Source organism: Amycolatopsis sp. BJA-103, assembly GCF_002849735.1.
Taxonomy (GTDB): Bacteria; Actinomycetota; Actinomycetes; order Mycobacteriales; family Pseudonocardiaceae; genus Amycolatopsis.
Window position 1 is genome coordinate 2747186 of sequence record NZ_CP017780.1, and the last position, 19787, is coordinate 2766972.

20 protein-coding genes are annotated in these 19787 nt (G+C 69.0%); 11 read left to right on the forward strand and 9 right to left on the reverse strand.

What is annotated here, in order from left to right:
- Positions 1-66 precede the first annotated feature (66 nt).
- Positions 67-1674 (reverse strand): ABC-F family ATP-binding cassette domain-containing protein, encoded by a 1608-nt coding sequence (locus tag BKN51_RS11660; RefSeq protein WP_101607656.1) that lies wholly within the window; start codon positions 1672-1674, stop codon positions 67-69.
- Between the two features lie 149 nt (positions 1675-1823).
- Complete coding sequence (locus BKN51_RS11665; RefSeq protein WP_101607657.1) at positions 1824-2303, reverse strand: MarR family winged helix-turn-helix transcriptional regulator; 480 nt, start codon at positions 2301-2303, stop codon at positions 1824-1826.
- Positions 2304-2456: 153 nt separating this feature from the next.
- Here BKN51_RS11665 and BKN51_RS11670 point away from each other — a divergent pair, with 153 nt between their 5' ends.
- From BKN51_RS11670 to BKN51_RS11680, 3 genes are read left to right on the forward strand one after another with little or no spacing between them, the layout of a single operon-like run.
- Positions 2457-3035, forward strand: coding sequence for an ArsR/SmtB family transcription factor (locus tag BKN51_RS11670; RefSeq protein ID WP_101607658.1), 579 nt, complete (start codon positions 2457-2459; stop codon positions 3033-3035).
- Positions 3032-4270: an MFS transporter gene (locus tag BKN51_RS11675; RefSeq protein WP_101607659.1), complete on the forward strand. Its 1239-nt coding sequence runs from the start codon at positions 3032-3034 to the stop codon at positions 4268-4270. The genes BKN51_RS11670 and BKN51_RS11675 overlap by 4 nt, the downstream gene beginning before the upstream one ends.
- 15 nt (positions 4271-4285) lie before the next feature.
- Positions 4286-5110, forward strand: a complete 825-nt coding sequence (locus BKN51_RS11680) for a metallophosphoesterase family protein (protein WP_101607660.1) — start codon at positions 4286-4288, stop codon at positions 5108-5110.
- Positions 5111-5212: 102 nt separating this feature from the next.
- Here BKN51_RS11680 and BKN51_RS11685 read toward each other — a convergent pair whose 3' ends face one another.
- Positions 5213-6112, reverse strand: coding sequence for a PAC2 family protein (locus BKN51_RS11685; protein WP_101607661.1), 900 nt, complete (start codon positions 6110-6112; stop codon positions 5213-5215).
- Between the two features lie 191 nt (positions 6113-6303).
- Here BKN51_RS11685 and BKN51_RS11690 point away from each other — a divergent pair, with 191 nt between their 5' ends.
- The 5 genes from BKN51_RS11690 to hisG all read left to right on the forward strand — a co-directional run bounded on the left by BKN51_RS11690 (position 6304) and on the right by hisG (position 10219).
- Positions 6304-6984 (forward strand): HAD family hydrolase, encoded by a 681-nt coding sequence (locus tag BKN51_RS11690; RefSeq protein WP_101607662.1) that lies wholly within the window; start codon positions 6304-6306, stop codon positions 6982-6984.
- Between the two features lie 55 nt (positions 6985-7039).
- Entirely contained in the window at positions 7040-8503 is a 1464-nt protein-coding gene (locus tag BKN51_RS11695; protein ID WP_101607663.1) for a DNA-3-methyladenine glycosylase 2 family protein, read from the forward strand.
- 10 nt (positions 8504-8513) lie between these two features.
- A complete protein-coding gene (locus tag BKN51_RS11700; RefSeq protein ID WP_101607664.1) occupies positions 8514-9005 on the forward strand; it encodes a methylated-DNA--[protein]-cysteine S-methyltransferase in 492 nt (163 codons plus the stop codon).
- 72 nt (positions 9006-9077) lie between these two features.
- The gene (locus BKN51_RS11705; RefSeq protein ID WP_101607665.1) at positions 9078-9341 is read left to right on the forward strand and encodes a phosphoribosyl-ATP diphosphatase; all 264 of its coding nucleotides are present in this window, start codon (positions 9078-9080) and stop codon (positions 9339-9341) included.
- A gap of 32 nt (positions 9342-9373) precedes the next feature.
- Complete coding sequence (hisG, locus tag BKN51_RS11710; protein ID WP_101607666.1) at positions 9374-10219, forward strand: ATP phosphoribosyltransferase; 846 nt, start codon at positions 9374-9376, stop codon at positions 10217-10219.
- Between the two features lie 74 nt (positions 10220-10293).
- Here hisG and BKN51_RS11715 read toward each other — a convergent pair whose 3' ends face one another.
- From BKN51_RS11715 to BKN51_RS11725, 3 genes are all read right to left on the reverse strand, one after another.
- Positions 10294-11229 (reverse strand): ParA family protein, encoded by a 936-nt coding sequence (locus BKN51_RS11715; protein WP_101607667.1) that lies wholly within the window; start codon positions 11227-11229, stop codon positions 10294-10296.
- A 67-nt stretch (positions 11230-11296) separates the two neighbouring features.
- On the reverse strand, positions 11297-12082 hold the full coding sequence (locus tag BKN51_RS11720) for a thioesterase family protein (protein ID WP_101613181.1): 786 nt from the start codon (positions 12080-12082) through the stop codon (positions 11297-11299).
- A 10-nt stretch (positions 12083-12092) separates the two neighbouring features.
- Positions 12093-12986, reverse strand: a complete 894-nt coding sequence (locus tag BKN51_RS11725; protein WP_101607668.1) for a RecB family exonuclease — start codon at positions 12984-12986, stop codon at positions 12093-12095.
- Between the two features lie 128 nt (positions 12987-13114).
- On the opposite strand from BKN51_RS11725, the gene BKN51_RS11730 reads away from it, so the two are divergent.
- Positions 13115-14266, forward strand: coding sequence for a M50 family metallopeptidase (locus tag BKN51_RS11730; protein ID WP_101607669.1), 1152 nt, complete (start codon positions 13115-13117; stop codon positions 14264-14266).
- Between the two features lie 58 nt (positions 14267-14324).
- The gene (locus BKN51_RS11735; protein ID WP_101607670.1) at positions 14325-15149 is read left to right on the forward strand and encodes a tRNA (adenine-N1)-methyltransferase; all 825 of its coding nucleotides are present in this window, start codon (positions 14325-14327) and stop codon (positions 15147-15149) included.
- A gap of 169 nt (positions 15150-15318) precedes the next feature.
- Here BKN51_RS11735 and BKN51_RS11740 read toward each other — a convergent pair whose 3' ends face one another.
- A complete protein-coding gene (locus tag BKN51_RS11740) occupies positions 15319-15768 on the reverse strand; it encodes a hypothetical protein (protein WP_101607671.1) in 450 nt (149 codons plus the stop codon).
- Positions 15769-15778: 10 nt separating this feature from the next.
- Positions 15779-16624: a hypothetical protein gene (locus tag BKN51_RS11745; RefSeq protein ID WP_101607672.1), complete on the reverse strand. Its 846-nt coding sequence runs from the start codon at positions 16622-16624 to the stop codon at positions 15779-15781.
- A gap of 363 nt (positions 16625-16987) precedes the next feature.
- Here BKN51_RS11745 and arc point away from each other — a divergent pair, with 363 nt between their 5' ends.
- Positions 16988-18790: a proteasome ATPase gene (gene arc / locus BKN51_RS11750; protein ID WP_101607673.1), complete on the forward strand. Its 1803-nt coding sequence runs from the start codon at positions 16988-16990 to the stop codon at positions 18788-18790.
- Positions 18791-18850: 60 nt separating this feature from the next.
- On the opposite strand, the gene BKN51_RS11755 is transcribed toward arc, so the two are convergent.
- Positions 18851-19762: a DMT family transporter gene (locus tag BKN51_RS11755; RefSeq protein WP_101607674.1), complete on the reverse strand. Its 912-nt coding sequence runs from the start codon at positions 19760-19762 to the stop codon at positions 18851-18853.
- Positions 19763-19787 lie beyond the last annotated feature (25 nt).

A 19787-nucleotide genomic window follows, 5' to 3' on the forward strand; every position in this document is an offset into this window, starting at 1 on the left:
TCATGAAAGGGGCTTTCAGGACGAAATTCGTCCTGAAAACCCCTTTCATGACACCCGTATAACGCCCTACACGGCGAGGCGACCGGCTTCCAGCCGGAGGTGGTCGCCCGCCCAGTCCCGTCGCAGCCACCGATCATGGGAAGCGATGACGACGGCACCGGGTGCGGCTTCGAGCGCGGCGAACAACTCCTCGGTCAAGGTGAGCGAGATGTGGTTCGTCGGCTCGTCCAACAGGAGGACCTCCGGCGGATCGGCGATCAGCAACGCCAGCGCGAGCCGCCGCCGTTGCCCGACCGACAGCGCGCCGACCCGGGTCCCGAGATCACGCGGAGCCAGCAGGCCGAGGCCGCGCAATGGTGGAGCGTCCTCGCCGAGAGCTTCGGCGTAGGTCCGCTGGGCGGTCTTCTCCGGTTCGGCGAACGCGACATCCTGTGCCAGCAGGCCGATCCGCACCCCGCGTCCGGAAAGGACGGTCCCGGAGTCCGGCGTCAGTGAGCCGGCGAGGACGGACAGCAGCGTCGACTTCCCGGCGCCGTTCCCGCCGGTGATCAGGAGCCTCGACGTCGTCGTGATGTCGAGGGTCGCCAGGCGCAGCCGCCCGGCGATCTCGAGGTCCCGTACCGAGATCGCCGTCTTGTCCTCACCGGGTTCGCCGGTCAGCCCGCCCTGGAACCGCAGGGGCGCGGGTGGTTTCCGCACCTGGTCGCGTTCCAGTTCGTCCAGCCGCAGTTGCGCGTTGCGGACCCGGCGTGAGATCTGCTTCTGCACTCTCCCGGTCTTGAAGTCGTAGAGCATCTTGGCGTTGTCGCGCTGCGGCCGGTTGTGCGCGACGTTGCGCGCGGTGACGGCCACCGATTCGCGCAGTTCCTTGAGTTCGTCCTGCTCCTCGGCGTAGCGCTGTTCCCAGCGCGCCCGTTCGGCCCGTTTCTGGTCCAGGTAGTCGGAATACGTGCCGCCGTACCGGGTCGGGCCGCCCAGCGCGGGGTCGAGGTCGACGATGTCGGTGCACACCGCGTCGAGGAACACGCGATCGTGTGACGACAGTACGAGGACACCGGTCAGTGAAGCGAGATGGTGCTCCAGGAACTCCATCGCGGCGTCGTCGAGATGGTTCGTCGGCTCGTCCAGGATCAGCGTGCCCGGCCGCCGGATCAGCAACGCGGCGAGGCCGAGTCTCGACCGCTGCCCGCCTGACAGTGTGCCCAGTTCCCGCGCCGGATCGATCCCGGCGAGCCCGAGACCCGCGCACACCACCTCGGCCCGCCTGTCGGCGTCCCAGAGATCGTGCGCCTGGGCCCATTCGAGCGCGGTGCCGTACTCGTCGAGCACTGCCGTGTCGTCCGGGCGTTCAGCGAGCGCTTCGGTCAGTTCGTCGAGTCTCGCCGACGCTTGCCGGATCTCGGCGAGCGCGTCGTCGATGACGTCGGAGAACCGCGCTGTCAGCGGGAAAGGTAACTCCTGCAAGAGGAATCCGAGGTCGTCGCCGCGCAGCACCTCGCCGGCGTCGGGCTCTTCGACCCCGGCCAGCAGCCGCAGGAGCGTGGACTTGCCGACGCCGTTCTCGCCGACCAGTCCGAGCCTCTGCCCGGCCGAAGCGGTCAGGTTCACGCCGTCGAGCACGACGCGGGCGCCGTAAGTGTGGACGAGGTCCTTGGCGATCAGGGAAAGAGACATACGACATCACCGCGTTTCTTCGGACATGGGGAATCCCCGCCGGGCCTCGTCGCTTACGGGAGCAGTGCTCGACCGAAGCCGCCTCGGAACGGGGAAGGTGCGATGTCAGTTCTTCATGATGCGAGGATTCTAACGCAACCTGCGTAGCGTTAGTCAACCCCATTTTCGGGAGACCCGGATCGCAGCCGGGTGGCTTCTCGTTCGGCGAAGGCGCGCCCCTCGGTCATGACGCCGAGCAGCGCGGCGAGCTGGCGTCGGTCCAGGCGGCCGAGGCGGTCGCCGAAGAACCGGGCCATGGGGGAGTACAGGTCGGAGACCTCGCCGAGCCGGTCCGGCAGCGGGCGGATCAGGAGGCGGCGGCGGTCGGCCGGATCCGGGACCCGTTCGACCAGGTTCTGGGCCTCCATGCGATCGATCATCCGTGTCGCCGCGCCGGTGGTCATGCCGAGCGCCTGTGCCAGCCGGGTCGGGGAGGTCGCGGCGCCGCTGATGACCAGCTGGAGTCCGTGCAGCTCGGTGGCGCTGATCCCGAGCCGGTCCGCCATGGCCGTGTGGAACAGGACGGTCGCGCTGACGAACCGGGGGATCTCCAAAGCCGCCGCGGTGGCGAGTTCTCGCTGGTCAGGCATGTGTATTCCTGGTGCAGTAGTTGACTTGTGCAGTTACTGAGGTGTGCAGCAGCTGTCGCGGCAAGGGTATCGAGGGTCGTTTGACATCCTCGCGGCCACCTGCAACTCTGAAAGAGAACTTTCGAAAGACTTCTTTCAGATTGGATCGGGACGATGGCCGGGTTGCCGCCGCGCAAGCGGATCGAAGACGTCGAGCTGATGCGGGCGCTGGCGCATCCGCTGCGTTCGGCGCTGGTGGACCACCTGATGGCGGTCGGTCCGCGGACCGCGAGCGAGTGCGCGACGGCAGTGGGCTCGACGGCCTCGAACTGCAGCTGGCACCTGCGTCAGCTGGCCCTGCACGGTCTCGTGGAGCGGGTCGAGGGGGAGGACGGGCGAGAACGGCCGTGGCGTGCTTGCCAGGTCGGCATCGAGTTCGGCGACGATCCGGAACTGCGCGGGGCGCAGCTGGCGGTCGTGGGAACCGCGCTGGCGCGGGAGAAGGAGCTGATCGAGCGCTATTTCGACGCCGCCGACCAGCTCGACAAGGAATGGCAGGACGCGTCCGGGATCAACACGTACTCGCTGCGGGTGACCGCGGCCGAGCTGGACGAGCTGGTCCGGGGGATCGACGCGCTCGTGCGGCCTTACGTCAGCACGATCCGCGAAGACGCTCCTGAGGGGGCCCTGCCCGTCCACTTGGGACTGCGGGCGTTCCTGCGGATCGACGCCGAGGGGAAGCCGAGCGCATGAAACCGTTGAGGGAGCCCGCCTTCGCGCGGTTGTGGACCGCCGCCTTCTTCTCCGAAACCGCCGAGTGGATGCTGCAGATCGCGCTGCCGGTGTTCGTCTTCCAGGCGACCGGTTCCGCGGCCACCACGGCGTTGAGCATCGTGCTCGGCCTGCTGCCCGCGGTCCTCCTCAGCCCGGTCGCCGGGGTGATCGCGGACCGCTGGAACCGGCGGCTGGTGCTGTGCGTGGTGTGCGCGGGACAGGCGTTCGTCGCGCTGCCGCTGCTGTTCGTCGCGTCCGGCGGGCCGGTGTTCGTGATCTACGGGGTCATGGCCGCGCAGGCGGGCCTGGCCTCGCTGTTCGAGCCCGCCCGCAACGCGCTCGTGCCGGAGCTGGTCGCGCCGGACGAGCTGATCGGCGCCAACGGCCTCATGAGCATCAACGGCAGCGTCGCGCGTCTCGCCGGAGGTTGGGCGGGCGGCCTCCTGCTCGGGTTCGGTGGCCTGGGCTGGGTCGTGGTGGCCTATCTCGGCGTGCTGGTGGTCGGTTCGGCCCTGCTGGCGCGCCCGTTCCGGCGGGTCGCCGCGCCCAAGGAAGCGGGACCGCACGAGCCGGTGCTGAGAGCCTGGCTCGACGGGCTTCGCGAGATCGGCCGCGAAGCGCGGCTTCGCCTCGCCGGAGTCGTCGTGGTGCTGACGTCCCTGGCACAGGGAATGTTCCTGGTGCTGTTCGTGGTCTTCGTACTCGACATCCTCAACGGCACCGAAGGCGACGTCGGCCTGCTTCGCGGTGTGCAAGCGCTCGGCGGGCTGGCCGCGGGATTCGCCGTCGCCACCGTCGCCGGCAAGGTCGCGCCCGCCGCTCTGCTCGGCTGGGGAGGACTCGCGCTCGGTCTTCTCTCTGCGGTGATCTGGAACCTGCCGGCCCTGACCGCGTCGCTGGGCGTCTTCATCGGACTTTTCGGGCTCGTCGGCGCCCCCGGGGTGCTGGCCGGATCCGGTCTGCTCTCGCTGGTCCAGACGACCGCGTCCCCCGAGCGATCCGGCCGCGTGCTGAGCACCATGTTCGCCGCGACGGCCGGGTTCACCGCGCTGGGCGCGCTGCTGGCGGGCGGGCTGGTGAGCGTGCTGGGCACCGGCGTCCTGCTGAACGTCCAGGCGGGCCTGCACGTCGCTTCGGCGGTGACCGTCCTGTGGGTCGCGGCGTCGGGCCGGTCACGCCGTGATGCGGTTTCGGCGGTTCCCCGGTCCGGGTGAAGCTACGGTGGTGGAGTGCCGCATCTCTTCGCCACCAGCGATCTCCACGTCACCCATGAAGGCAACGCCCCGCTCGTCGACGAGGTCGTGCCCCGGACCCCCGACGACTGGCTGCTCGTGGTCGGTGACGTCGCCGAACGCGCCGAATCCGTGATCGGGGTGCTCAAGACCTTGCGGGAACGCTTCGCGAAGGTCGTCTGGGTGCCCGGCAACCACGAACTGTGGACCACCCAGAAGGACGAATGTCAGCTGCGGGGCCAGGCGCGCTACGAGCACCTGGTCGACCGCTGCCGGGAGATCGACGTGCTCACCCCGGAGGACCCGTACCCGGTGTGGGAGCACCAGGACAAGCCGCTGACGATCGCCCCGCTGTTCGTGCTCTACGACTACAGCTGGCGCACTCCCGCGGCCGACGGGCTGCCGTTGCTGGCGGCCGTCGAGCAGGCGCGCGAGGCCGGCGTGCTGTGCACGGACGAGTTCTTCCTGCACCCCGACCCGTATCCCAGCAGGCAGGCGTGGTGCGCCGACCGGGTGAAGATCAGCACGGAGCGGCTGGAGGCGATCCCGGAGGACCACGGGACGATCCTGATGTCGCACTGGCCGCTGCACCGCCACCCGACCGCGCCGCTGTACTACCCGGAGTTCGCGCTGTGGTGCGGGACGACCGAGACCGAGGACTGGCACCTGCGTTTCCGGGCGGAGGTCGCCGTCTACGGGCATCTGCACATCCCGCGTTCGACCGAGGCGGACGGGGTGCGGTTCGAGGAGGTTTCGCTCGGCTATCCGCGTGAGTGGCGGAAGCGTGCCCGGGGACCCATTCCGCTGCGGCGTATCTTCTAGCGGCCTCGTGAGTGGTCGCGGAGTGCTATGAAAGGCCCGTTACTTGCAGAATTTGCAAGTAACGGGCCTTTCATAGCGCGCGACGCGACCGAAGAAGAGCGCTCAGCCCCGTCCCGGGCCGTCCTGACCGGGACGACGACGCCGCAGGTACCGCTCGAACTCGGCCGCGATCTTGTCGCCGCTCACGTCGTCCAGCGTGAACTCGGTCTCCGCGTCTCCGCGCTCCTCGAGTCCCCGGACGTACTCGGTGATCTCTTCGTCCTCTTCGGCCATCTCGGTGACCGTCCGCTGCCACTCCTCGGCCTGCTCGGGAAGGGCACCGAGCGGGATCTCGACGTCGAGGACGTCCTCGAGCTTGTGCAGCAGCGCGAGTGTGGCCTTGGGCGACGGCGGATGCGAGACGTAGTGCGGCACGGCCGCCCAGATCGACACCGCCGGTACGCCCGCCTGCACGCAGTAGTCCTGCAGAACCCCGACGATGCCGGTCGGGCCCTGGTAGTTGTTCAGCTCCAGGCCGAACTGGGAAGCGGTGTCCTTGTCGTACGCCGTCCCGGTGACCGGGACGGGCCGGGTGTGCGCGGTGTCGGCCAGGAGCGCGCCGAGGGTGACGACGGTCGCGACGTCCATCTGCTGGATGTGCTCCAGGAGTTCGGCGCAGAAGGCGCGCCAGCGCATGTTCGGTTCGGGCCCCTGGACCAGCACGATGTCCCGGCTGATGCCTTCCGGGCGGCAGACCGAGAGCCGGGTGGTCGGCCAGTCGACCCTTCGGGTGACGCCGTCCACCATGCGCACGGTCGGTCTGCTCACCTGGAAGTCGTAGTACTCGTCCGGACTCAGCTCGCTCAGTGGGGTCGCATCCCAGTTGAGCTGGAGGTGCTCGACCGCCCGGCTGGCCGCGTCACCTGCGTCGTTCCATCCTTCGAAGGCGACGATCATGATCGGCTTGGTGTCATCCGGGTGGTCGCGGCCGGGCCGCTGGGTCTCGTCGACGGGCTCACTCACCGGACCAGCCTACGACCAGAGGGCTGTCCGCCGTTGAGCATGTCCGATCGCCCGGCGTTCGGACGAACCGCGTCAATCCGTCGTAAGCCGACATTTCGGTCAAGATCCTCGGCGTCGGCGTGGATCCGTCTCGGCTAACGTGGGATCCGGAACGCCGGGTTAGTTCGCCATCTGATCGTGAAGGGGGAGCCGTGACCGAACCGTCCACACGGGACGGACTCGCCGCCGTGCTGTGGGATATGGACGGCACGCTGGTCGACTCGGAGAAGCTGTGGGACGTCGCCCTCTACGAGGCCGTCGAGACCCTCGGCGGCACGCTGACCGAGGAGCAGCGCCTGAGTCTCGTCGGGTCCAATATGGACGAAACGGCCGCTTTCCTGCTCGAAGTGTGCGCCAAGCCCGTCACCCCCGAGTCGATCGCGGAGATGGGGGAGTGGATCCGCAAACGGACGGCCAACCTCTTCGACGGTCCCCTCCCGTGGCGCCCCGGCGCGCAGGAGCTGCTCGACCTGTTGCGCGCCAACGGCGTGCCGATGGCGCTGGTCACCTCCACCGAACGGTCGCTGACCGAACTCGCCCTCAACACCATCGGCCGCGAGTACTTCGCCGTCACCGTCTGCGGTGACGAAGTCGATGGTCTGAACAAGCCGGACGCCAGGCCGTATCGGCTGGCGGCGGAGTTGCTGGGGGTACCGGCTTCCCGCTGCGTCGCGATCGAGGACTCACCGCCGGGCGCGGCTTCCGCGGCCGCGGCGGGCTGCACGGTGGTGGTGATCCCGAACGACGTCGACGTCGAGCCGGGAGAACGGCGTGTGTTCCGCTCGTCGCTCGTCGGTCTCGACGTGCGCGCGCTGACCGCCCTCCTGCCCTGACCGCCATGTCGCGTTTTCGCTAGACCCCGGCCACGCGGTCGGTGATGCTGGCTGGGTGCATGAGGATTTCGAGCGTTGCGTCCGGGCGGTCCAGGCGAACGACGACCGGTTCGACGGCTGGTTCTTCACCGCCGTCCGGACCACGAAGATCTATTGCCGGGCGAGCTGCCCGGTCGTCCCGCCCAAACCGGAGAACATGAAGTTCTACCCGAGCGCGGCGGCCGCGCAGGAGGCCGGGTTCCGTGCCTGCAAACGGTGCCGCCCGGACGCGAGTCCCGGTTCGCCGCAGTGGAACGAGCGCGCGGACCTGGTGGCCAGGGCGATGCGGTTGATCGCCGACGGAGTTGTCGACACCGACGGCGTGACCGGTTTGGCCGCCCGGCTCGGCTACAGCGTCCGGCAGGTCGAGAGGCACGTGCGCGCCGAACTCGGCGCGGGCCCGCTCAGCCTCGCCAGGGCGCAGCGCGCGCAGACGGCGCGGCTGCTGATCGAGACGACCGGCCTGTCGATGATCGACGTCTCCCTCGCCGCCGGGTTCGGCAGCGTCCGGACCTTCAACGACACCGTCCGCGAGGTCTTCGCGCTGTCCCCGACCGAGTTGCGGGCCCGGGTCCGCACCGCGCCGGCGACCGCGCCCGGGACGCTGAACCTGCGCCTGCCGTACCGGAAGCCGCTGTTTCCGGACAACCTCTTCGGGCATCTGGTCGCGACCGGGATCCCCGGTGTCGAGGAATGGCGCGACGGCGCGTACCGCCGGACGCTGCGGTTGCCGCACGGTCCCGCCCTCGTCGCGCTCAAACCCGAAGACGGCCACATCGGCTGCCGTCTCACCTTGTCGGACTTGCGGGACCTCTCGACCGCGATCAGCCGCTGCCGCCGCCTGCTCGACCTCGACGCGGACCCCGTCGCGGTCGACGAGGCCCTGGCCGCGGACAGCCTGCTCGGCCCGCTCGTGGCGGCCGCGCCAGGCAGGCGGGTACCGAGGACCGTCGACGGCGACGAGTTCGCCGTCCGCGCCGTGCTCGGCCAGCAGGTGTCCACCGCCGCAGCGCGGACGCACGCCGCCAGGCTGGTCCTCGCGCACGGCGATCCGGTCGACGATCCGGAAGGCGGCCTCACCCACGTCTTCCCGGACCCCACCGCGCTCGCCGAGATCGACCCGGAAAGCCTCGCGATGCCGCAGAGCCGCAAGCGGACGCTGCTCGGCCTCGTCGCCGAACTGAACGGCGGCGAGCTCGACCTAGGAGCGGGCAGCGACTGGCAGCGGGCGCGGGAACGACTGCACGCGCTGCCCGGCTTCGGACCGTGGACCGTCGAGAGCATCGCGATGCGCTCGCTCGGCGACCCGGACGCCTTCCTGCCGACCGACCTCGGCGTCAAAGTCGCCGCGAAGGGCCTCGGTCTCGGCCCGGCGGCGTTCGTCGAGCGTGCCGAGCACTGGCGCCCGTGGCGCGCCTACGCCGTCCAGCACCTCTGGGCGACCGGAGACCACCCGATCAACCGGCTGCCCGCCGCCTAGCAGGAGCATCATGCGCACGCACACCGTCATCGACAGCCCGTACGACCGGCTGACCCTGGTCGCGGACGGCGAAAGTCTCTGCGGCCTCTACATGGTCCAGCAGCGTCATCGCCCGGCCGAGGAGACCTTCGGCCATCCGGATCCGGGCGCGCCGATCTTCGCGGAGACCGAGAAACAGCTCAAGGAGTACTTCGCCGGACAGCGGACGGACTTCGATCTCCCCATGAGCTTCAGCGGCACCGAATTCCAGCGGATGGTCTGGCAGGGCCTGCTCGGAATCCCATATGGTGAGACGGTCTCCTATGGCGAACTCGCCGACCGGCTCGGCAGGCCCACCGCGTCCCGCGCGGTCGGCCTCGCGAACGGGAAGAACCCGATCGGCATCATCGTGCCGTGCCATCGCGTGATCGGCTCCACCGGCGATCTCACCGGCTATGGCGGTGGTGTCGAACGGAAGCGGCTCCTGCTCGACTTCGAGCGGGGCGGCTCGACGTTGTTCTGAGGTGTGACGCCGGTGGCATCACACCGGCCCGGGGCAGCGCGACGCGGGCGCGGATGGAAGGATCTCCAGACTGTGAAGACCTTCGATGAGCTGTTCGCCGAGCTTGCCGACCGCGCCCGCACGCGCCCCGACGGTTCCGGCACCGTCGCCGCGCTCGACGCGGGTGTGCACGCGCAGGGCAAGAAGGTGCTCGAAGAGGCGGGCGAGGTGTGGATCGCCGCCGAGCACGAATCCGACGAGAGGCTCGCGGAGGAGATTTCACAGCTGCTGTACCGGTTGCAGGTGCTCATGCTCGGCCGTGGACTGTCGACAGAGGACGTGTACCGGTACCTGTGACGCGTTCGCGTCCGGAGAACCAAGGAGAAGCAATGTTGCGTGTCGCCGTGCCTAACAAGGGAGCCCTCGCCGCCGCCGCGTCGGAGATGCTCGGAGAGGCCGGTTACCGCAAGCGACATGAGGCCCGCGATCTGACCGTGCTGGACACGGTCAACGAGGTCGAGTTCTTCTTCCTGCGTCCCAAGGACATCGCGATCTACGTCGGATCCGGCGAGCTGGATCTCGGCATCACCGGCCGCGACCTCGCGCTCGACTCCGGCGCGCCGGTGGAGGAGATCCTCGGCCTCGGCTTCGGCGGTTCCACATTCCGGTACGCCGCGCCGGCGGGCCGGGACTGGCGGGCCGAAGACCTGCACGGTAAACGGCTCGCGACGTCGTACCCGCGACTCGTGCGCGAGAACCTGAAGCAGCACGGGGTGGAGGCGGAGGTCATCCGCCTCGACGGCGCCGTCGAGATCTCGATCCAGCTCGGCGTGGCCGACGCCATCGCCGACGTCGTCGAGTCCGGCCGTTCGCTGCGCCAGCATGGCCTCGTGGCCTTCGGGGACCCGATCTGCGTCTCGGAAGCGGTGCTGCTGCAGCGGGAGGGTACCGAGCACACCCGGCCCAAGGACCAGCTGAAGGCACGGCTGCAGGGTGTCGTCTTCGCCCAGCACTACATGATGCTGGACTACGACTGCCCGCGTTCGCTGCTCGAGGCGGCCATCGCGATCACGCCGGGCCTCGAGTCGCCGACCGTCGCGCCGCTGGCGGACGAAGACTGGGTGGCCGTGCGGGCGATGGTGCCGCGCAAGGAGGTCAACCGGATCATGGACGAACTCGCCGAGACCGGCGCCAAGGCCGTCTTGGCTTCGGACATCCGGGCCTGCCGTCTCTAGGTCTCAGACGCTATGAAAGGCCCGTTACTTGCAAAATTTGCAAGTAACGGGCCTTTCATAGCACGCGCTAAGTGCTACCGAGGCCGGTTCGGCTTCTTGGGCATGAGGTCGTAGAGCCGCTTTCGTGCGCCGTTGTCGTTGGCGCTGCGCGTCACCGAGACCTCGGTGATGAAGTCCTCGAAGACGAACTCCTCGTCCGCGGGCACGATCGCCGGGGCCGGATGGTTCTGCAGGTACCCGTCCAGCGTTTCCGCGATCTCCCGGAACGACAGTGCTTGCAGGGTTTCCGGCGCGTAGGTCGTCACGGGCACGCCGTGCGCGGCGGCCTCGTTCATCACCACGCCGAGCGGGACGTGCGAAAGCATCGGGATCCCGAACGTGTACAGCTCCTGCAACGCGGCCGCCGCGTAGTGCGAGATCGGGCGGCGGTACAGCCCGGGGACGAGGCCGTAGTAAGCGATCGGCGGACGGCCGACGGTCTGTTCGACGTAGCGGACCTGGTCCGAAAGCAGGCGCAGCGCCCGGATGCTCGTCCGGTCCGGCTGCACCGGCACGAGAATCCCGTGCGAGGCGGCCAGCGCGTTGTTGGTCAGCACGTCGAGCGCGGGCGGGCAGTCGATGATGACGTGGTCGTAGTTCGCGAACTGGATGACCCTGGCCAGCTGCCAGCCCGGGACGCGGAACTGGTCCAGCCGCCGGATCAGGTCGAACATGCCCGGCGAGGTCGGGATGACGTCGAACGCGCCGCCCCGGCCGAGGTTGCTGCGCGGATGCCGCACGGCGAGTTCTTCGATCGGGCCCTTCCACACCTTGGTCAGGGCTTTCGCCAGGCTGGGCATATTCGGCGCCACCTCGTCCAGGCCGAGGAGTTCGGTGGTCGCGTGGCCCTGTGGGTCGAGGTCGATCAGCAGCACCCGGCGGCCGCGTTCGGCCAGTGCCGCCGACGCGCCCACACTGAGTGAGGTCTTGCCGACCCCGCCTTTTTGGTTGACCACCGAGGTGATCTGCATGCCGAAGCGCTCCCTGCGTCTGTTGTTCCGGGAAGGCTATTGGAAACGGGCTCAGAATGCGCGTCTATCAGCCCGCCTGTCGCGGCCGCACCAGCAACGCCTGCGCCCCGGACGCGATCGGTCCGGACGTGTCGTGCAGCGTGGTCGTCGCCGTGCCGATGCCGTTCGGGCCGATCAGGGTGGCCGCGTCGACACCGATCCAGTCGCCCAGCGGTGGGCGGCGGAGGTGCACTGTCAGCTCTGAGTTGATGAACCACCACTCACGCGGGTCGAGGAAGTTCGAAATCCCGTTGCCTGAGTCGGCCAGGACGAACAGCCGCTGGAGAGCGCTCGGTTTCTCCCCGTCCACGAGGGCGACCCGCTGACGCCCCCAGACCGTCGCGGGACCGGGTTCGTCCAGCGCGCCGCTGACACGCCGCCATTCGACGGCGTCGAGGTAACCGCCGTGCCAGCCTTCCGGCCAGTTCGACGTCGGCAGGCCCTCCGGCGACGGCAGGGCGGGACCTTCCGCCGTCGCCACCGAGGTCGTGTCCGAGGTCGCGATGCGCCATGCCGAGGCGCGGGCGACGACCCGCTCCCCGTGGGAGAGCTCGGCCTCCAGCCACTCGACCGACCGGCCCGGGCGTTCCACCCAGGCCCGCACCGACAGCTCCTTCAACGGCGCGGGCCCGAGGATCTCGATCGTCACCCGCGCCAGCTGGCTCGCGTGCGGCGCCTCGACCTCTTCGAGCGCGCGGACCAGCAACGCCGAGGGCGGACCGAAGTGCTGCGCGTCCGGGGTCCACGGCCCGGCGGTGTGCGGGGTCGGGACGAAGAGACCGTCGCCGGACGGCACGTAGAAGGCTTCTGTCACACCGGGCACCCTAATCCGCACGGTCCAATACGGACTCCTCGCCGGGATCCGGCTCGGGCCAGCCGGGGTACGGCGGGGGAGTGCCGCCGTACTGCGGGCAGAGCGCCTGGTGATCGCACCACGCGCAGAGTTTGCTCGGATTGGGCCGGAAATCGCCGGTCTTGCCCGCTTTGAGGATCGCCTGCCAGATCGCCTCGAGCGTGCGCTCGAACCGGACCAGCTCGCCCTCGTCGGGGGTGTAGGCGAGGGACTGCCCGTCGGTGAGGTACATCAGTTTCAGCTGACGCGGCACGACACCGCGAAGCCGCCAGAGGACCACGGCGTAGAACTTCATCTGGAACATCGCCTTGGCCTCGCCGATCTCACGGGGCGCGGCGCCGGTCTTGTAGTCGACGACGCGGATCTCGCCGGTCGGCGCCACGTCCAGCCTGTCGACGTAGCCCCGCAGCAGCACCCCGGAGCCCAGCTCGATCTCGACGTGCAGCTCGCACGCTTCGGGCTCCAGCCGGCTCGGATCCTCGAGGCCGAAGTAGGTGTCGACGAGCTGCTCCGCCGAAGACAACCAGGACGTGACGGCCTCGGGATCGTCCTGATCGAACAGCTCGATCCACTCCGGACGTTCCGCGGACAGGTCCTCCCACGCCGGTGCGAGCAGGTCCTTGGCCTGCGGCGGGGTGCGATCGGCCTGCGGAAGGGAGAACAGGCGCTCCAACACGGAATGCACCAGCGTGCCGCGAAGCTGGGCCTTCGTCGGGATCTCGGGAAGTCTGTCGACCGCGCGGAAGCGGTAGAGCAGCGGGCACTGCTTGAAGTCGCTGGCACGCGACGGGGACAGGGCCGGCCGACGGCGCGGGACTTCGGCGCCGGGCGGCGGATCGGCGGTGACCGTGTCGGTGTCGGGCATGCAGGGAGGGTAGCGCCGGGTACCGACAGTTCCGGGACTGCGACGCACCGGAGTGGCCTGACCGACACCACCCGGACGGGAAGGGCGGGTTACCCGCACCCCACACCTGGGCATCTACGCTCTGACACATGGCGGTGACGGGTGAGCAGGGCCCGCCTCGACGAGGCGTGGCACCGGACGGTGGGCTCCTGCTGTTCCGCGTCTCCGGGATCCCCGTGCTGCTCGCTCCTTCGTGGTGGATCGGCTCGCTGGTCATCGTGGTGCTCTACACGCCACTGGTCGGCCGGTTCCTGCCCGGCGCGACGACGCTGACCTCGTGGCTGCTGGCGGCCGCGTTCGCGGTCCTGCTCGGACTTTCGGTGCTGGCACACGAACTCGGGCACTGCCTGGTGGCGCTGCGCCTCGGCATCCCGGTCCGGCGCCTGCGCCTCTTCCTCCTCGGCGGCCTCTCCGAGGTGGCGAGGACCCCGCGTCAGCCGCGGCAGGAAGGACTCGTCGCCGCCGCGGGACCGGCGGTTTCGTTGCTGCTCGGCGCTTTCTGCGGGCTGCTCATGTTCGCCGTCCCGCCGGAGAGCGCGGCATGGCTGCTCATCGCGGAATGCGCCGTCGCGAACTTCGCCGTCGGGATCTTCAACCTCCTGCCCGGGCTCCCGCTCGATGGCGGGCGCCTGGTCCGCGCCGGGGTCTGGGCGGCCACGGGCCGCCGGGACAAGGGCACCCGGGCCGCCGTCGTCGGTGGCGGTGTCGTCGCGGCCGGACTGATCGTCTGGGCGCTGTGGGGACTGGCGGCGGGCAGTGAAGACCGCTGGCTCCGGCTCGGTGTCTGTGTCGTGACAGCGTGGTTCGTGATCCTCGGCGCGCGAAGCGAACTCGCCGCCGAAACCCGTCGAGGCTGGCCTGAAGGTGTGCGGCTGAGCGAGCTCGTCCGGCCGGTTCTCCAGCTTCCCGCGGAAAGCCCCGTTTCGGACGCGCTGGCCGCTTCTGCGGGCCGTGGAGTGGTCCTGGTGCGTGCCGACGGTGTGGCGGCCGGGTTGCTCGACGAGCAGGCCGCCGCGCAGCTGGCGGGAACCTCGCCGCACGCGCCGGCGGAGATGGCCGCGGAGCCGATCCGCGCCGACACCGTGCTGCTTTCCTCGGAGTCGGGGGAGGAGATCGCCGAGCGCGTCCGGGAAACCGCCGCGTGGCAGTTCCTCGTCGTGGACGACGAAGGCAGGCCCGCGGGCGTGCTCCGGCGCGAGGACCTGCGCGCCGCGATGACCAGGAGCCGACCCCCGGCGTAGCCCGGGACGGCCACCTGCGAGGATCGGTCGTCGATCAGTTCGCGCGTATGGAGGTTCAGTGTCGGTCCGTGGGCCGTTTCGTATTGGTGACCGGGTTCAGCTGACCGACTCCAAGGGGCGGCACTACACCATGGTGCTCGCCGAGGGACAGCAATATCACACCCATCGCGGCGCGTTGGCGCACGACGACGTGATCGGCGCGCAGGAGGGTTCGGTCGTCACTTCGGCCGGCGGCAGCAACTATCTGGCGCTGCGCCCGCTGCTGCCGGACTACGTGCTGTCGATGCCGCGCGGTGCGCAGGTGATCTACCCGAAGGACGCCGCGCAGATCGTGATGTGGGGCGACATCTTCCCGGGCGCGCGGGTGCTCGAGGCCGGTGCCGGTTCCGGCGCGCTGACCTGTTCGTTGCTGCGGGCGGTCGGGCCGGAGGGCACCGTCCAGTCCTACGAGATCCGGGACGACCACGCCGAGCACGCCGAGCGGAACGTGGAAAAGTTCTTCGGCCACAAACCGGACAACTGGTCGCTGACGGTCGCGGATCTGTCGACGCACACCGGCGAGGTCGACCGGGTGGTGCTCGACATGCTGGCGCCGTGGGACCAGCTGGAGACGGTCGCCGCGCATCTGGTGCCTGGTGGGGTGCTCACGGTCTATGTGGCGACGGTCACACAGCTTTCGCGGATCACGGAGGCCTTGCGAGAGCAGCAGTGCTGGACCGAGCCGGAATCCTTCGAGACGCTCATGCGGCCCTGGCACGTCGTGAGCCTCGCGGTGCGGCCGGACCACCGGATGGTCGCGCACACCGCGTTCCTGCTGACGGCTCGCCGTCTGGCCGACGGCACGGTCTCGCCGCGGGTCCACCGCCGCTCCGGCAAGGGCTGACCTCGGCCCCCGAAGTACGTGAAGGCCCCCTTCCTTGCGCTAGACGCAAGGAAGGGGGCCTTCACGCGGCACCGCGCTCCCAACTCATCACCGCCGTGGGGCCGGTATCCGCGAACGGTCTCCCCAAGGGCGCCCAGCGCCCGACGGAGACTTCAGCGCTCGACAGACATCACGGCACGCACCACTTGCCCTCACGCTTCTTCAGCGGGAAAGGCGTGTCCTTCTGGCCGCCCGCGCCCTCGACGTGCACGGTCACCGTCGCCGAATCGCCGCTGACCGTCGGCGGGTCGGGGACGGTCGCGGAAACCTTGCCCGCCGCCTCCCACTTCCGCTTGAGCTCGGCCAGATCGGCCGACGACTGCTGGACGCAGGTGAGCTTGCCGAACGCCGTCGCGTCGTGGTCGACGATCGCCGCGGCGATCGCCTTGCCCACCACCTCGACCGCGGCCACGTCCGGATCCACCGGGACCGGACGGGACTGACTCGGCCACGACGGGGGCGCGGCGGTGCTCGACGCGGCCGGGTCGGAGCCGGACGGGGCCACCAGCAGCAGCCCCACCACGACACCCACCACGACCGCGCCGCATCCGGCGAGAACGGCGATCAGCCTGCTGGACACCGGTTCCGTGTCAGCGCTTCGCGCCGATGAAGCACCAGAGGTCCGACTCCTTCTTGAAGTTGAGGACCCCTGACTCGGTCTTGCCGTTCGTGGTGGCCGTGATCGGGAGCTTGGCCGACTCTCCGGTGGTCGCCAGGTCCCCGGACTTCGTGATCTTGAGGTCCTTGGCGATCGAGATGTCGTCCTTGGTGTTCACACTGCGGCAGGCCGACTGCGCGACCGTCTTGCCATCGCCCGAGTTGTAGGCGTTGAACACGGCGTCCGCGACCTCTTCGGGTGTCGCCTTGCCCAGTGGGGCGGGCCCGGAGCCCTTTGTCGCCGAGGTGCTGGGCGAGCTGGACTTGCTCCGGGTCGACGAAGTGGACGGCTTCGACGACGAGGAAGCGGAACCCGTCGGGGCCGCACTGCTCGAACTGGCAGGTGGGGCCGCGGTCGGGTTGTCGTCGCCGGAGTTCAGGGCGATGACGAGGGCGGTGGCACCGCCGCCGACCAGCACGACCGCGCCGACCGCGATGCCGACGATCAGTCCGGTCTTCTTTTTCTTGGGCGGCTCACCGTAGCCGCCGCCTTCCTGCGGGTAGGCGTTGTAACCGCCCTGCTGCTGACCGTACGGATCCGGCTGGCCGAACTGCTGCGTGGCACCGGGGTATCCCTGCTGGGGCTGGGGGCCGCTCTGCGGGTAACCACCTTGCTGCTGGCCGTACGGGTCCTGTCCGTACTGACCAGGCTGCTGCTGACCGTACTGGCCGCCACCGGGGTATCCCTGCTGCGGCTGGGCGCCGCTCTGCGGGTACCCGCCCTGCTGGCCGTACGGATCCTGTCCGTAGCCGCCGGGCTGCTGCGGCGGGTAAGTCATGGCTGATGCCCCCTAGCTGTTCTGCGAAAATGCTCAACACGACAGGCCGGTCCGCCTCCCCGGCGAACGTCGGCCCGATGCTAGCCATCGAGCCGGATCGCCGCTCGATTAGGGCCGAACTGATACCGGAAACCCGTTTGCACCCGGACGGAGCCGGGTATTCCGCCGCAGGTCAGGGCAGGTGGACGGAATGTGACCATGGGAGTGCCAGACCCGGCACCGGGATGGCCCCTTGCGCGGTGTGAACGTACGTGCTGTCAGGTCGTCCGGAACGCGACGCGCCGATCTTGTGATGCGGAAAGGCCTTTTATTGTCGGTGATCGCCGGTACCGTGGAATGAAAAGCACTCCGAGGAGGTGCCCAATGCATCATGACCTTCCCGGAGGTCGGCGCGAGGAGGCCGACCCTTCAGAAACGACCGGAGCTGGAACCACGTCCGACGAGCAGGCACGTCAGATTCGCTTCCTCGAGGAGGAAGTGGCCCTGCTGCGCCGGAAGCTCACCGATTCGCCACGTCAGAACCGAGTCCTGGAGCAGCGACTCGCCGAGGCGTCGGAACGAGTGAGCCAACTCACTGAACGCAACACGAAACTGGTCGAGACGCTCCGCGAGGCGCGTGGCCAGTTGCTCGCGTTGCGAGAGGAGGTCGACAGGCTGGCCCAGCCTCCGAGCGGTTACGGCGTGTTCGTGACCGCGTACGAGGACAACACGGTGGACGTGTTCACCGCGGGCCGCAAGATGCGGGTCTCGGTCTCACCCGCGGTCGAGGTCTCGTCGCTGCAGCGCGGACAAGCGTTGCGGCTCAACGAGGCGCTGACCGTCGTAGAAGGCGGTGACTTCGAGAAGATCGGCGAGGTCTGCGCGTTGCGCGAGGTGCTGGCCCCGGACGTCGAGGGCGGCAGCCCCCGTGCGCTCGTGGTCGGGCACGCGGACGAGGAGCGGGTCGTCCTGCTCTCCGATCCGCTGGCCGAGCAGCCCCTCAAGCCGGGCGATTCCCTGCTGGTGGACTCGAAAGCCGGCTACGCCTACGAGCGTGTGCCGAAGGCGGAGGTCGAGGATCTCGTGCTGGAGGAGGTGCCCGACGTCCAATACGAGGACATCGGTGGCCTCACCCGGCAGATCGAGCAGATCCGCGACGCCGTCGAGCTGCCGTTCCTGCACGCGGATCTCTACCAGGAGTACCAGCTGCGCCCACCGAAGGGCGTGCTGCTCTACGGGCCTCCTGGCTGCGGTAAGACCCTCATCGCCAAGGCGGTGGCCAACTCGCTCGCCAAGAAGGTCGCGGAAGCACGCGGCGACGCGGCGGACGGGAAGTCCTACTTCCTGAACATCAAGGGTCCGGAGCTGTTGAACAAGTTCGTCGGGGAGACCGAGCGGCACATCCGCCTGATCTTCCAGCGAGCTCGGGAAAAGGCCTCCGAAGGCACCCCGGTGATCGTGTTCTTCGACGAGATGGACTCGATCTTCCGCACCCGCGGTTCGGGCGTGTCCTCCGACGTGGAGACCACGATCGTCCCGCAGCTGCTCTCGGAGATCGACGGTGTCGAGGGCCTGGAGAACGTCATCGTCATCGGCGCCTCCAACCGTGAAGACATGATCGACCCGGCGATCCTGCGGCCGGGCCGGCTCGACGTCAAGATCAAGATCGAGCGTCCGGACGCCGAAGGCGCGAAGGACATCTTCTCCAAGTACCTGTCCGACGGTCTGCCGATCCACGCGGACGACCTGGCAGAGTTCGGCGGTGACCGCAGGGCGACGTTCGACGCGATGATCCAGCACACCGTCGAGCGCATGTACGAGGAGACGGACGAGAACCGGTTCCTCGAGGTCACCTACGCCAACGGTGACAAGGAGGTCCTGTACTTCCGTGACTTCAACTCGGGCGCGATGATCCAGAACATCGTGGACCGGGCGAAGAAGTCGGCCATCAAGTCGGTGCTGGAGACCCAGCAGCCCGGCTTGCGCGTGCAGCACCTGCTGGACGCGATCGTCGACGAGTTCGCGGAGAACGAGGATCTGCCCAACACCACCAACCCGGACGACTGGGCCCGGATCTCCGGCAAGAAGGGTGAGCGGATCGTCTACATCCGCACGCTCGTCACCGGCAAGAACCAGGATTCGGGGCGGGCGATAGACACCGCCACGAACACCGGTCAGTACCTGTAGGGCGAGAACCGAAGGGGCCCTTCACCGCGGAACACGCGGTGAAGGGCCCCTTCGGTTCGTTCACACGGCCACAGGTTCCTTGAGCTTCTTGCGCAGGCTCAGCCGCCCGTGTGCGGCGAGGATGCCCAGGACGACGAGCAGCGCGCCGGCGGGCTGGTTCCACGCCAGCGGTTCGTCGAGCACCAGGACACCGAGCAGCACGCCCACAACGGGTGTGAGGTAGGTCACCGCCGACGCGTTCGACGCGCCCCACGCCGCGATGATCGACGCGTTCCAGGCGTAGGCGAGCCCGGTGCCCAGCGCTCCGAGCGCGATCATGCTGAGGACGATCGTCGTGTCGAGGTGCACCGGCGTCGTCGCGATGAACGGCGCGAGCACCAGCATGACGACGGCGCCACAGCAGACCTGCCCGAGCGCGATGGTCGGGGCGTCGAGGTTCCGCCAGGAGATGAACCGCCGCACGTAGACGAACGAGATCCCGTAGCAGGTCGTCGCGCCGAGGCAGGCCAGCTGCGCCGTCAGCTCGTGGGAGACGTCGATCCCTTGCCAGACCCCGACGATGGTGAGCACGCCGAGGAAACCGAGGACCAGGCCGGTCGTCCGGGCCTTCGTGAAGCGCTCGGAGGGCAGCGCGGCCGCCGCGATGAGCATCGTGATCAGCGGGGTCGTCGCGTTGAAGATGCTGGCGAGCCCGGAGGAGATGTACTGCTCGGCCCAGGAGAACAGCAGGAACGGGATGACGCACAGCAGTACGGAAACGACCGCGAGATGGCCCCATACGGCCGGATCGCGGGGGAGTGGCTTGCGGCGCCAGGCGGCGATGGCGATCAGCGCCAGCGCGCCGAGGCAGACGCGGGAGAGCGCCACCTGAGCGGGCGACAGGCCGGTGAGCCCGACTTTGATGAACAGAAAACTAGCGCCCCATACGACCGCGAGTGCCGCGAATCGGATCGCGATACCGAAACGTCCCAATTGTCCTTCTCCTGAGCCCTCGACT

What these genes read in the sequence shown, in the direction of transcription:
- BKN51_RS11725 (WP_101607668.1), bottom strand. Translation starts at nt 12,986, where the DNA reads ATGCCCGACACCGACACGGTCACCGCCGATCCGCCGCCCGGCGCCGAA.
- BKN51_RS11665 (WP_101607657.1), bottom strand. Translation starts at nt 2,303, where the DNA reads ATGCCTGACCAGCGAGAACTCGCCACCGCGGCGGCTTTGGAGATCCCC.
- arc (WP_101607673.1), top strand. Translation starts at nt 16,988, where the DNA reads ATGCATCATGACCTTCCCGGAGGTCGGCGCGAGGAGGCCGACCCTTCA.
- BKN51_RS11730 (WP_101607669.1), top strand. Translation starts at nt 13,115, where the DNA reads ATGGCGGTGACGGGTGAGCAGGGCCCGCCTCGACGAGGCGTGGCACCG.
- BKN51_RS11745 (WP_101607672.1), bottom strand. Translation starts at nt 16,624, where the DNA reads ATGACTTACCCGCCGCAGCAGCCCGGCGGCTACGGACAGGATCCGTAC.
- hisG (WP_101607666.1), top strand. Translation starts at nt 9,374, where the DNA reads ATGTTGCGTGTCGCCGTGCCTAACAAGGGAGCCCTCGCCGCCGCCGCG.
- BKN51_RS11660 (WP_101607656.1), bottom strand. Translation starts at nt 1,674, where the DNA reads ATGTCTCTTTCCCTGATCGCCAAGGACCTCGTCCACACTTACGGCGCC.
- BKN51_RS11715 (WP_101607667.1), bottom strand. Translation starts at nt 11,229, where the DNA reads ATGCAGATCACCTCGGTGGTCAACCAAAAAGGCGGGGTCGGCAAGACC.
- BKN51_RS11700 (WP_101607664.1), top strand. Translation starts at nt 8,514, where the DNA reads ATGCGCACGCACACCGTCATCGACAGCCCGTACGACCGGCTGACCCTG.
- BKN51_RS11670 (WP_101607658.1), top strand. Translation starts at nt 2,457, where the DNA reads ATGGCCGGGTTGCCGCCGCGCAAGCGGATCGAAGACGTCGAGCTGATG.
- BKN51_RS11675 (WP_101607659.1), top strand. Translation starts at nt 3,032, where the DNA reads ATGAAACCGTTGAGGGAGCCCGCCTTCGCGCGGTTGTGGACCGCCGCC.